Annotated in this window: 13 protein-coding genes; 12 read left to right on the plus strand and 1 reads right to left on the minus strand. The window is 51.3% G+C overall.

Going from position 1 to position 12,830, the window contains the following annotated elements; all coding sequences use genetic code 11:
* Nucleotides 1-15: 15 nt before the first annotated feature.
* The 11 genes from BLL42_RS14785 (at nt 16) to BLL42_RS30050 (ending at nt 11,293) form a co-directional block, all read left to right on the plus strand.
* Nucleotides 16-2,052: a type VI secretion system Vgr family protein gene (locus BLL42_RS14785; protein ID WP_071552766.1), complete on the plus strand. Its 2,037-nt coding sequence runs from the start codon at nt 16-18 to the stop codon at nt 2,050-2,052.
* 11 nt (nt 2,053-2,063) lie between these two features.
* Nucleotides 2,064-3,077: an SEL1-like repeat protein gene (locus BLL42_RS14790; protein WP_236721908.1), complete on the plus strand. Its 1,014-nt coding sequence runs from the start codon at nt 2,064-2,066 to the stop codon at nt 3,075-3,077.
* A gap of 15 nt (nt 3,078-3,092) precedes the next feature.
* On the plus strand, nt 3,093-5,990 hold the full coding sequence (locus tag BLL42_RS14795) for a hypothetical protein (RefSeq protein WP_071552768.1): 2,898 nt from the start codon (nt 3,093-3,095) through the stop codon (nt 5,988-5,990).
* Nucleotides 5,991-6,404 (plus strand): hypothetical protein, encoded by a 414-nt coding sequence (locus BLL42_RS14800; protein WP_071552769.1) that lies wholly within the window; start codon nt 5,991-5,993, stop codon nt 6,402-6,404.
* Between the two features lie 262 nt (nt 6,405-6,666).
* A complete protein-coding gene (locus BLL42_RS14805) occupies nt 6,667-7,497 on the plus strand; it encodes a tetratricopeptide repeat protein (protein WP_071552770.1) in 831 nt (276 codons plus the stop codon).
* Between the two features lie 115 nt (nt 7,498-7,612).
* Nucleotides 7,613-8,383, plus strand: coding sequence for a hypothetical protein (locus BLL42_RS14810; RefSeq protein WP_071555765.1), 771 nt, complete (start codon nt 7,613-7,615; stop codon nt 8,381-8,383).
* Nucleotides 8,384-8,453: 70 nt separating this feature from the next.
* Entirely contained in the window at nt 8,454-8,936 is a 483-nt protein-coding gene (locus tag BLL42_RS14815; RefSeq protein WP_236721909.1) for a hypothetical protein, read from the plus strand.
* A 162-nt stretch (nt 8,937-9,098) separates the two neighbouring features.
* On the plus strand, nt 9,099-9,521 hold the full coding sequence (locus tag BLL42_RS14820; protein ID WP_236721910.1) for a lysozyme inhibitor LprI family protein: 423 nt from the start codon (nt 9,099-9,101) through the stop codon (nt 9,519-9,521).
* Nucleotides 9,522-9,543: 22 nt separating this feature from the next.
* Nucleotides 9,544-9,966 carry a hypothetical protein gene (locus tag BLL42_RS14825; protein ID WP_071552772.1) on the plus strand — a complete coding sequence of 141 codons (423 nt, stop codon included), beginning with the start codon at nt 9,544-9,546 and terminating at the stop codon, nt 9,964-9,966.
* The gene (locus BLL42_RS14830; RefSeq protein ID WP_071552773.1) at nt 9,960-11,132 is read left to right on the plus strand and encodes a hypothetical protein; all 1,173 of its coding nucleotides are present in this window, start codon (nt 9,960-9,962) and stop codon (nt 11,130-11,132) included. Before BLL42_RS14825 ends, BLL42_RS14830 begins: the two co-directional genes overlap by 7 nt.
* Before the next feature lie 14 nt (nt 11,133-11,146).
* A complete protein-coding gene (locus BLL42_RS30050; protein ID WP_161492348.1) occupies nt 11,147-11,293 on the plus strand; it encodes a hypothetical protein in 147 nt (48 codons plus the stop codon).
* 115 nt (nt 11,294-11,408) lie between these two features.
* On the opposite strand, the gene BLL42_RS14835 is transcribed toward BLL42_RS30050, so the two are convergent.
* Nucleotides 11,409-11,798 (minus strand): DUF6124 family protein, encoded by a 390-nt coding sequence (locus tag BLL42_RS14835; RefSeq protein ID WP_071552774.1) that lies wholly within the window; start codon nt 11,796-11,798, stop codon nt 11,409-11,411.
* A gap of 554 nt (nt 11,799-12,352) precedes the next feature.
* Here BLL42_RS14835 and BLL42_RS14840 point away from each other — a divergent pair.
* A complete protein-coding gene (locus BLL42_RS14840) occupies nt 12,353-12,736 on the plus strand; it encodes an SCP2 sterol-binding domain-containing protein (protein WP_071552775.1) in 384 nt (127 codons plus the stop codon).
* The last annotated feature ends 94 nt before the right edge of the window (nt 12,737-12,830 follow it).

The following is a 12,830-nucleotide window of genomic DNA, read 5'->3' on the forward strand; positions in this document are numbered from 1 at the left end:
AACAGGGAGCAAGCAATGTTCAACCCTTCTAACGAAACCCATTTCAGCCTGACCGTGGCTGACTTTCAGGGTGACCTGCAAGTGCTGTCGTTCACGGGCACCGAAGGCATCAGCCAGACCTTTCGTTTTGACCTGGAGCTGGTCAGCGAAAACCCGGATCTGGACCTGGAAACGTTGCTGCACAAACAGGCATTTCTGGCGTTCGACCCACAAGGCAGTGGCATCCACGGCCAAATCTATCGCGTTGCCCAAGGCGATGCCGGCAAGCGCCTGACCCGCTACAAAGTGTCCTTGGTGCCGCAACTCGAATACCTGCGCCATCGCACCAATCAGCGCATCTATCAGCAGATGTCGGCGCCGAAAATCATCGCGCTGATTCTCGAAGAACACGGCATCAAGGGCAACGCCTACAGCTTCCAGCTCAGCCAGCCGTGCCCGGACCGCGACTACTGCGTGCAGTACGACGAAACCGACCTGCATTTCGTCCAGCGTCTGTGCGAGGAAGAGGGCATCCACTACCACTTCCAGCATTCGGCCTCCGGCCACACACTGGTATTCGGCGATGACCAGACCGTGTTCCCGAAACTCGGTCAGCCCACCGCCTACGTGCAGGGCAGCGGCATGGTCGCCGACGAGCCGGTGATCAAAGGCTTCACGTTGCGCCTGGAAACCCGCACCAACCGCACCACGCGCCGCGACTACGATTTCGAGAAGCCGCGCCTGCAACTGGAGGCGGCCTACAAGCCCGACGGCAAAAGTGAAGAACCGGACCTGGAAGACTACGACTACCCGGGCGGCTTCACCGAGCGTGCCCGTGGCAAATTCCTCAGCCAGCGGGCGCTGGAACGCCACCGCGCCGACTACCGACAAGCCGAAGGCCGTGGCGACCAGACCACCCTGGTCAGCGGTCACTTCCTGGAGATCTCCGACCACCCGCGCACCGAGTGGAACGACCTCTGGCTGCTGACTGAAGTCATCCACGAAGGCAAACAGCCGCAAGTCCTCGAAGAGTCGGTGACCAGCGACACCACCGCCAACAAGGACGACTTCCACCAGGGCTACCGCAACACGTTTCTCGCCACCCCGTGGGACGTGTTCTACCGACCGCCGCTGTTGCACACCAAACCCCGCGTGCTCGGCAGCCAGACCGCACAAGTCACCGGCCCCAAAGGTGAAGAAATCCACTGCGACCAGTACGGCCGCGTGAAGGTGCAATTCCACTGGGACCGCGAAGGCCTGGCCGACGACAAAACCAGCTGCTGGCTGCGCGTCTCCAGCAGCTGGGCCGGCGACCGCTACGGCGCCATCGCCATCCCGCGCATCGGCATGGAAGTGCTCGTCACCTTCCTCGAAGGCGACCCCGACCAACCGCTGGTGACCGGCTGCCTGTACCACAAGGAAAACCAGGTGCCGTACGCCTTGCCGGCGAACAAAACCCGCAGCGTTTTCAAAACCCTCAGCTCCCCCGGTGGCGGCGGCTACAACGAACTGCGCATCGAAGACAAAAAAGGCGCCGAACAAATCTTCATCCACGCCCAACGCGACTGGGATGAAAACATCGAACACGACCAGAAAATCCGCGTCGGCAACGAACGCCACGACACCGTCGAAAAGAACACCTACACCGAACTCAAAGCCGAAGAACACCGCACCACCATTGCCGACCGCAAGATTGAGGTCAAAGCCGACGACCACCTGACCATCGGCCAGAACCAACACATCAAACTCGGCACCGCCCAACTCATCAGCGCCGGAAGAGAAATCCACCTCAAGGCCGGCGACAAAATCGTCATCGAGGCGGACACGGAACTGACCATCAGCGGTGGTGGCAGCTTCATCAAGCTGGATGCCAGTGGCGTGACCGTGGTCGGGCCGGTGGTGAAGATCAATGCCGGTGGCTCGGCGGGGAACGGCACGGGGATCGGGATTAAACCGCCGCTGCTGCCGGGGGCGGCGGATAAGGATAAGGCGGGGAGTTTGATGGAGGAGGCGGTGGGGAATGCGCCGCCGGAGAAGGTTAAACCGAAGGCTTTTTTTGTGTTTTCTGAGTGATGAGTGTCGTGATGACAAAGAACAATCGAGTGCGTCAATTCAAGCTGAAATGTCTGGCGTTGCTGGCATTTGGGGTGTGTTCAGGAGCCTTTGCGGCGCAATCGAGCACCGCGCAATGCCCAAGTGACAACTTTGCAGATTTCGTAAAAGAGTTCTCGACCAAGCCTGAGGTGCAGCAAGCGTTTATCGCCTCGCCCGTGATCGAGCAGACGGTAGTCGCCACCGAGTCGAAGCCGCGGGTGGTGCAGCGAAAGTCGAAGGTGTTGGACCTTCAGTCGTTGGTGATGCTTGCTCCTGACAACATCGCGAAGTCCGAGTTGAGCCTGCAAGTTCAGCTACCGAACCAAGTGCTCGTTCGCGACCACAACGGTGAAGTGCTGAAGATCTTCACTTTCAAACATAACGACTGCTGGGTATTGACCCGTGCTGAAGACTGGTCGCTTGAGGCCGTACTTGACGTTCAATACCCGAAGTTGAAGGCCTCGCCGGGTGAGCGCGCACTGAAAAGAGGGGCGTTATATAACCAACTGGGTATTGATACCGAGTCCTCTGCTTCCAGCCAGTTGTACATTTCTGCTCTGAATAGTTACTTGAATGGGGCAGATCAAGGATCTGCAGAGGCGGCCTTCGCAGCTGCGGGAATCAGCCTTTCAGGTCAAGCGCCACGGTTGGAAAATGCAAAGATCCTTCAGCTCCTGGAATCAGCTGCCAAGAGCGTACCTGAAGCAGGGGTCGCCCTTGCTGATTTCTATTGCGACGAAGGCAATTACGAAGAGACGCGAGCGTGTGTCAATCCAGAAAAGTCATTGGGCGCTCTTGTGAGCTCCGCCCGGCTCGGCTCCTCGGATGCACTGATTCAGTTAGGCGGTGCCTATGAAACCGGCGCAATCATCCCTGGTGATTTGCCCCGGGCAATGGCCTGTTATCAAGAGGCCGACAAGAAAGGCAATGAAGCAGGTGCAAGAGGCGTCGAACGACTAAGCACCCAAGGCATTACCGCAAATAACTCAATTCATTGCCTTTAATGAAGGATGCTATCGATGAGCACGGGACTACTCGAGCAGCGGGATAACTACCCCAACAGTGGATACGAATACGGTTACGGTAAGGACGGAACTGCGGACGAAGACGGTGACGGTCGGAAGGAAATCGATTGTTCTCACCTACTGAATCGCATGCTGCGTGATGCGGGTTACAACATCCCCTATCGTTCTACAAGCCAACTGGCGACGGACGCCACGCATTTCGACGTCATTCTCCTGAACAGCGTTCAGCCGGGTGATATTGCGCTTTGGACAGGACTGCACCATACCGGTGTGATCGAGGACATGGACGTCACCCGAACCAAGGGGAACTTCTTCGGCTCACAAACTTCGACCGGACCGAAGTCCGCGAAGTACGGTGCTGGTAGCGGTTACTGGCCTATGCCCAACAAGTATTTGCGGCCAAAGGCAGAGTACAAGAGCGGTGCGCAACCAGCGCCTGCTCCTACCCCCGCAACGACTCCTGCTCCGGCGGGGGCACCAGTCATGAATTTTCAGTACCCCATCAGAAAACATGGTGGGAGTCAGTTTGAAGACGCTGAGGAGCTGTATAAAGCTCTGGAAGTAGAGACGTCAGGAGACTACTTGCTTGGAAGCCATCAGTTTTGGCACGGCGGGATTCATATCACTAATGCGAGTGCTCCTCAGTGCGTTCGTGATGAGCCTGTGCGTTGTATCGGTGACGGTGTAGTCGTAGCTTACAGGTTGAATAAAAATTATCAGTCCTCGGAATATATAGGTGCGACTAGCTGCGCAAATTTGAGGTATTCGACATCATTTTGTCTGGTGCGTCATAAATATGAATCACCGACTAATGAAAAGTCGAATGCGGAAAAAACCAATAGATTAAGTTTTTTTAGTCTTTATATGCACATCCTGCCCTATGAGCTCTATAGCTCAGAAGAAGAGTCTAATAGGGTTGTTAAAGTTGTAAATGGCGGGTGGCCTGCGCGTACTCAGCATAAAGACCTTGATGAAAGCAAGGTTGTTGGCGATATACCTACCGGCGTTGAATTTGAGATTTTGAAAGAGCAGCCTACACTTGACGGTAAATATACGTTTGCGCAAGGGCGTATACTTAAGGGTAAGATTTCCGATTTAAAAAAAGATGATATTGTATGGTTTGCCACTCAGGAAGATGGTGCTCCAATAAAAAACAGCAAAGGCAATGAACGATTGAAGGTTGTTCTTCCTCCTGAACGATCAACACCCGGTTACTGGAAAGGTATGGTCGATGCAAGTGTTACAGCATTACAAGGACTTAAAGTAAGGAGTGCACCCGTTGGTGAAAATGGCGGGGCGCAGGTTGCTCCGGAGCAAGTGCTTTGTACCGGCAGTATGATTCAGTTTGATAGTGGAGAGGTCCAGTGGCTGGTACTTGAAGATGGAAAGAAATATCCGATGGCGGAGTGTACATTCCTTCCGTCGGAAGGAACCGGCCTGAAAGGCACAGGTGTGTTACCCGAGAAATTTTGGTGCTGCGTAGATGACGTCGGTCCGAAACGACTGATAACCAGGAAAAAAATTACACCTACAGCTTTCGATAGTGTGGTTATTACTAATACTGCAATAAAGGCAGGCGAGCCAATAGGTTATATGGGCCTCTATGAGACACCCGCTAATGCGACGGGTGGGGTCCGCAGTAAGCATCAAGTCCATGTCGAGGTTTTCAGTGCGGACGCTGAACTGGAAAAATATTTAAAGAATCCAGCAGAGTTGGTTGACGGAAATAAATATATTATTCTGAGCCCCGGACAGATGCTGGCTGCGAAAACAGGGACCGATGAGGCACCGGTATTCACCGAGCAAGGACCTGCCATGGAGGTCAAGACATTTGCTTCGATGGATCGAGCCACCGTTCTAACGGACGCTGCTGGCAAGGAATGGATAAGAGTTACAGTCCAAAATGACGGGAAGCCTCAAACTGGATTTGTCAGCAAGGAAAAGGGAGAGGTCATCTGTCAGCATGATTGGGAAAAGCTTGGTTTCAGAGTAGTAAAGGAAACCAACACTAGTGCAGACGGATTTTTGGATCCTGAAAACATGCCCGCTTTTTTTCAGGAGCTCTATAAAAAAATCGATGAGAAAGGTACTAAAGACAACGAAGTTACTCCGGATGAGCTTCACGCGGCTCTACGTGATCCAGAAATACGTAGTAGTTGGTCTAAGTTGATTGCGTACCATCCTACCGAATGGCAAGCAAAGTCTTCGGAGCCAAAATGGGCAAAGCTAAAACGCCTACTTGATGACTCGCCTGAGTTACTCAAGCATGAGCAGGACCGCATAGACAAGCTTGTATTTTGGGATGAAATGGCTGGTTCAATGCAGGTTGCATTGACCAATCAGGTTTATCACTTTCACCCTATAGAATTTATTAGTAACCTGAAACCGAAAGGTGGTACAGCTCATGCTGGCCTATTTACGGTCGCAGACGGTAAAGCGGCGATTAAGGTAATTTACGAAAAGTACGGTAAAGAAATGGCGATCATCATCGAGCGGATGTACCGCGACGAGACTGCCCATTTTGAATCGGGGCAATATGCAAATTGCGGAACCGGTGGGATGGAAGCTTTTGGCGGCCCTCCTTACTATGGCTGGGATGGTGCAATCTTCGAAGCACATCCAGAATACACACCAGTTGGTACTTGGTCGGCATTCGAGAACAAGGGGATGAGTGGTCAGGGCGGCAATCAACAGGTCACAGATAAGAAAAAAGTTTTTGTGGTATTGCCTTCGGTATTGGCTGGCATGGAGTATAAGGCTGCATACATCAACAAGTACGACGGTAACTGGGCGCGCTGGCACTCCAAAGAAACTAGTGTGCAAAATGTTTATAAAACTCATATTCAAGCAATTCGCGCTCGATTTGTAGAGGCTCTGGAGAAAGGCGAGTAAATGAAAATTTCAAATTTTGTTCCTAGTGTTGTCTTTAGAACATGCGTGGGGACAGCACTTCTACTAATAACAGGGCTGGCTTTCGCTGGTGGTCAAGACAGCGCTGATGCTCGCTCTGAAGGTGAAGGCTGCTATGGCTATCTAACCGAGATGGTTAGGAGCAGTGATTTTCCATTTCGTTATACAACTAAAGACAAAATTAACCTGCTTATTGATGATGATAATGGTGAGCGTGTATTGGCTCAGCTGTTCTATAAGACGTCTGGTGAGGGTATTGTTGGGTGGGTTAAATATTATATCCAAGATGAAACACTATTTAATGCGTCGGCAGATTTGGATGAGCCCGTTGAGCTGAAATACGATAAAAAGTACGCCGCTCTATATAAGAATTGCATTTCTAAGCTAAATAAATAGTTTTGCTTGAGATGGCGATTGTGTTGGGTGCTCTATGTTAGAGTGTTGTGGCGCGGTCGCCGTCTATTAATTTCGATCTTTTGCTAGGTCGGGGGTGTGGTTTTGGCGGTGATGACGAGAAAAGCTCAAGTCAAGAATGCGATAAGTCGTGCCGTTTCATAGCAGTAGGTATAAGAATGTATATATATTATAGACAGGCAACGATATTGGTTGAAAAGGAGTCGTGGTCTGCCCTAGGCGTCATTACAAGAGTAATTGATGAGTGAAAGTGGTTGCTAAATTGCTGTTGTTGGCTTTTTCGCTACTTTTTGCCAGTTTTTCGACGGCACAAACTAATTTATCGCTATACATCTCTTCATTAGGGAGTGCAGCAATAACACAGTCTGATGGAAAAGTTTCCTTGCTCGTTCTGGCGGGTGGTAATGACCAAGGTGAGGCGACGGCAGGAAGTTGTGTAATTGGGGCGAACTTGACAAAGGTAGAGGGTGGATTCAATGGCACGCTCTCACCTATTAGTACTGGAATTAATAGCTATAACGATGAGCAGGCGCAAGGTAAAAAAATTTCGATTGATCAACGTGTTGGGTCGATAGTCATTAGTGATGTGGACTACATCGGGATATGTAGTTTGGATGCTAGCTTGATAAATATTTATAAAGAGGTTCAGAGGGACGATAAGGGTTATAAGTCTGTGTACGCGGAAATGATCAATCTTGCTCACGAAGATTCGCTGTTTTTGTACAAGAAAGGAATGAGGTCAGAGGCTATGGCTGAACTAGCTCCTTATGCAAGTTACTATCAGAGTAATTGGCTGGCGGATAAAAAATTTGCAGATGCGGTGATTCCGGCGTTAAACGATTATGCCTATTTTTTACAAGAAAATAATCAGGCGGCAGACTCTATACCTATTTTGAATGATATTGTCGGGGCTGCCCCGAAAAGAGCGGTGGCTTGGCTCAATTTAGCGGACTCTAATTGGGCTGTGGGTAAGCAAGAAGAGGCCAAGGTGCAATATAAAATGTATGGGGATCTCATGGCGAAGAGCAATCAAAAGTCCAAAGTCCCCAAGAGAGCCGTAGAGCGAGTTAACTAGCAGCCAAAAGAAAGTGGAGTTGTTTGTAAAAATATCAGGGCAGATCACGATATTTTTTGAAGAAAAATCGTGGTCTGTCCCTAATGAGTCCTGAGGAGCTTGCTCGGAGTAAATGATGGGTATTCTAAAAAATACGCTGGCTATAGTGTCGGTTATTTATTCGGTAGGTGTGTTTGCATGCGATGTTCAGGCGGACAAGGCATTTCCCTCATTGCTCACCGAGAATGGGGTAGTAGTCTTTGATGAGGCTCCAATTGAAAAAGAGCCAGGGGATGCAAGTGCCGATGAGCAAATAGGTATTGAGGTCAGCTTTGTGAGCTGCAGCGATGGCGCAAAGAAGCTCATTGGGAAGCTACCGTTTCTTGCTGATACAGGAAAAGTGCGAGCGGCTTTTTTCGCAAGGGCTGGGCAGGATGCCAAGGAGAGTCTTTTTGTAATTCATAGCGTCAATATTCGCTCTGATACAGGTGTTAAGTATTCTGGTGACTACTACACCGTCCATGTGTATCAAGATTCAGCGAATGGCTATGTCAGGGATGAGAGGCTCTCTACATATTTTGGAAATGGTGGGGATATTCTGTCAGATGACTACAAGGATTTAGTCCATGTGTTTCCATACAAAAGTGAATCGTCAATTATCGAGAAGCTAGTCTCCACAAGCTACAAAAGTTGGTATGTGGGCGCCCCGGTGGATCTTACTATCAACAAAAAAACTTCGATACATAGCTCTCCTGTACTAGCAGACGTTACTCGTATGTATCTAGTCGCGGGAGATAAGGTGAAGCAGGAAGGTGTTGAGGCAGGATGGCTATCAATCATGTTCAAAACCCCCAAAGGGAAGGAGATTCGTGGTTGGATTAAATGTGAGAATGCTGGTGGTTGCTGATTGAGGACGAGGGCAGGTTTATTTGGGAGATTTGTCCTGTTTTATTTTTGATATTTAGGGAAGGATCAGAGTGAAAGGATTTTCAGCGTTATTTGGCAGCTTCCTCGCCATCTCAACATCACTGTGTTTTGCCGCTGGTATGAAGTTCGAGGACTTCAAGGTTGCCGAGGTGTTTTCAGGGCAGAACCATGCATTGTTGCCGGTTGATCACAGCAACCTGTGGATGGATGAAGCACGAGCACAGGCAATCGCAGGCAAAGTCAATTTTGCCGGGCACTACATTCTGCATAAGTTTGGCTGTGGCGGAGGCACTCTCTGTGCTGAGGTGCTGGACGCCCGGACGGGAGAAGTCGTGACCGGGTTGCCGAATGCTTACAACGGCGACTCTCTTGTCTTGTCCTATCAGTCCGATAGCAACTTGATCATCATCTCCGGGGTCGCGGCAGATTCTGAAAAGGATATGAAAGGAAAGGGCCTGAAAAGGGGCGACCGGGTTCGCTATTACGAGTTCGCGAACAACGCGTTTCGGCTGTTGAAGATCAAGGATGAGTAATGGTCTGGCAAACATAATGCGTTCGAGGATGAACAGAGATGAGTGGGAGGGACCGCGTCGTTGCTGGGTGAGCTATTGCGAGGGCTGAGGGTAAGGAAGGAAAGAAGATCCCGGCGCGCGTGTCTGGATGATCTTCACATTAAGGCCAGGGAGGGTGAGCACGTGAAAGCGTTGAAGCGTTTTATGGTGGTACTTGTTTGCACGCTAGCGGGCGGTGCATCTCTGCCCATTTCACTCGCGTTTGCTGGGGCAGATTGCAACGAGATGACTGCAAGTCAGCCGATTGATACGTGTGCAGGCATCGCGAAGAAGGCTGCCGATTCCCGGCTTAATGCCAGTTACCAGAAGCTGATGGCGCGGCTCGACTCTCAGTATCGAGTCCAGCCCGATTTGGGGCAGGCATTCAAGGCGAAGGTAAAGGAATCGCAGCGCATCTGGATCAAGTTACGCGATACGGATTGTCCGCTTGAAGCTTTTGAAAATGAGACGGGCATGCCCGCGTATGTGACGACGGTGAGCAATTGCGTTGCACGAATGAGTCTGGAACGCTCGGACTATCTAGACAAGATTGCGCCTGACCTTTAACTGAAGAAACAAGGGAGCTGTTTTGAAAAAGTTGTTTTTGCTGATGGTGTTCATGTGCCCCTCGATTGCACACAGTGAAGTGGAGTCACAGATTTACTGTTTCCACTCCAGGGAAGGTAAAAGCATCAAGTTTGAGTTTAGAACCTACTATGATCCGGCAGCCAATTGGGTTGGTGCCGGTGTCAAGTATGGGGTGTCCAAGGAGTCAATCTCGTTGGTGCGCAAAGACATTCAGGCGCAAGACATGGCGGAAGGCGGGCCTTCTGAGTTCACAACAACGTGGGTCGAGGTCGCTGAAGGTACGGTGAGCGGAGAGTACGTTATGGCCACCCAAGGTGCACTTGTTAATGCAATGTCATATACAAACTATAAAAGCAAAAAACACTACTCTTTTGATTATTATCCGAATGTCGAGTCCTCTCCAGAAACGGGTTGCCGGTGGTGAAGTTATTAAGGTTTTATAAGTTGAGATGCTTCATTTTTTTGTTGGCTTTTTATCTCTCCGAAGCTGCCGCTACTGAACTGATGTTTCCATCATTACAGTCATGCATGCCCGGCAATCGTGACGCTAGCAGCTGCTCAGTAGTGCTGGATAACAATGGCTATGTTGTGGACTCCATTTCTGGCAAGAAGCTTTCCGACACTGCGGAGTCGATGGGGGCTCTAAATTCATACGAACTATACCGAGACGGTAGTCGATATATCTTAGTCAATGAAAACTACTCTAGAGCTAAAACTCACCGTTGGGTGGTGTTTGGTTACGATGATGGGAAAGTGATTCTGAAGAGGATCTACATCTTTTCATTGGACTTCCCCGAGCAATCAGGGCCGTACTGGCATGGTTACGAGTGTCGGCCGGATTCCAGGGCATTTGACAGTCTATCGGGGCAGTCGTTTAGCGAGTCGGCTATGGGGGCTCTGTGTGGCGATGTTGAGGGCGAAGTGGTACTGATAAAGGACGATGCACCTTCATCCGCTCCCGCAAAATCATTGTCTGTCAGTGTTCCCGTCTATAACGCCAGGCAGCGCAACGATGCGGCCACGTACGTATTTGTCGGAAGTGATGAGCCCGACCTGTCCACGATGGTTTGTCATTCCAATTGCTCGCCACTCGCGCAAGAACAACCTGTGCCCCAAATGCGAAAGACGGCTGGGCCGGCCCTGCTTTGTGATGAACGCTCTACTGCGGTGTTCCAGTGCGAATTAAAAAGCGGGAAGAACCTGGCACTGTGCGCGGCGCGTGACAGCGCTGGTGAAATCAAGGGTTTGCAGTATCGCTTTGGTCGAGAGGGCAAGGTTGAGTTGGTGTACCCATCAGTCATGGATTCATCTTTGGATAAGTTCACGATCAATCACTATGTCCGGTATCACGTTGATTACGTTCGGGTAGCGTTTGACAGTGGCCCCTATAACTACAATATCGCTCGTAATGCTGACGAAGATGACGACCAGAAGCCGAGAGTTGGAGCCGGTGTTACGGTGATTAAAAGGGCTGGTGACGCCAAGGAAATAAATTTGGCCTGCGCGCGGATTATCAAGGATGACCTGCCGGTGCTATTTAATAAGTTGCCTTGTGATTCTGAGGACGCTTTAGGATGTGATGTAAGGTGATTCAGGAGCGGAATTTGTCTTCGTTTTTCAAAGCAGTCTTGATCCCGTTGACGTTGCTATCGAGTTCGCTGCCGGCCATGGCCGGGATGATCGACTTCGGTAACGTTTCGGAAGTTGGCGCCGGTCGTATCGGTGATACAGCCGATCGGCGAGGAGCGTAGGGCTTGTGTGATCCCATTCGGGGGACGCAGATTAAGGGGCTGGAGTGCGGCGCGCCTGAGCGAACGTGAGCCATCGTCAAGAAGCGCACCGATACCGGCGCGCCCTTGGGTTGGATTACACCTTAACCCGATACTCCACCGGATTCGGTGGGTCGAGGTTGTCCATGGCGCGGTCGATCAGCAGTTGGGCGCCTTCGGCCATGCGGTAGATGGCGAGGGCGACGTTGCGGCGGGAGCCTTCGATTTCGAAGGCGAGGTCGCCGGCGATGGCTTTGATGGCGGCGATGTCTTCGGAGGCGTTGGCCAGGAGGCTGTCGGTGTCGACGTCTGGGGCGACGATGAAGAGTTGGCCTTTGCGGGCGTCGGCGAGGTGGATTTTGGGTGGGGGCGTGCCGAGGTGGTGGTCGAGGGCGCGCTCGGCGGCTTCGTGGAGTTTTTTCGAATCGAGGGATTCGTAGGGGGATGTTGCTGGGTCTTCAGGGGGATTCGGTGTTGGCTTGATCATTGGATTAGTACCGATATTAGGAGCTAACACCATTTCGCGTGCACTTCGAATGAGGTGGCAGCTGTGTATAGGTGTGCAAGACCGGAATCGGCAAACCGGCAGACCCGAAGGTCTCCCACACACAGCCGCCATAACGATTCGCGAGCATAAGAAAACACTCGATGAATAGCCATAACCGATTGTGTGCCGATACCGGACTTGCACGTCCGTGTCACCGTTTTTTGGTGACAGGGTGAGACTAGCCCTGGTCTGCCGACCGGGATAGTTACTGAACACCGCTACAACTTGAAGGAAATGTCCGAGGACGGGGTTTTGCGATTGGAGGGGTTCAAGATCAAAAGATCGCAGCCTTCGGCAGCTCCTACGCGGTGGGTGGGTTGAAGATTGTTCTCACGGGGGAGTGGGAACGATCAGTTGGGACTTTGAGAAGTGTGACTTGGTAGTCATCGTGCTTAAAAAGCGCTTCATCTTCTGCTAACGCTGCGCAACGGTGGCGTTCTGGGTTTAAGCCGCTACACTGCGCCAGCGTTCATTTTTTCCTTTGGGGCTTGAGCATGAAATTTCGTTTTCTTCTCTGGATGATGGGCTTGCTGATGCGCAAGGCCAGTCGGACCAATCCGGCGTTTCAGCAGCAGTTGGGTGATAAAGAACTGGTGTTCCAGTTGCAGACGCTGGACGGCAAGGTGGCGCGGCACTTCGTGGTGAAGGATCAGCGCATTAGCAGCAAGGCTGGGGTGTACGCCGAGCCGGCGTTTGCGATTGCCTTTAAAGATGCCGCTTACGGTTTTGCCACGATGCAGGCGAAGAACAAGCAGTTGGCGTTCATGACCGGGATTCAGGACAAGTCGATTCAGATCAAGGGCAACCCGGCGCTGGTGATGTGGTTCCAGGGGCTGACCAAGTATTTGAAGCCGAGGAAGGCCAAGCCTAAGGCTTGAGGTCTTTCAGATAGACCGTAGTGAATTCATCGCGAGCAGGCTCGCTCCCACAAAAGCCTGCTCCCACATTTGATTGAGTGTGGGAGCGGGTTTT

Source organism: Pseudomonas frederiksbergensis, from assembly GCF_001874645.1.
GTDB lineage: Bacteria > Pseudomonadota > Gammaproteobacteria > Pseudomonadales > Pseudomonadaceae > Aquipseudomonas > Aquipseudomonas frederiksbergensis_B.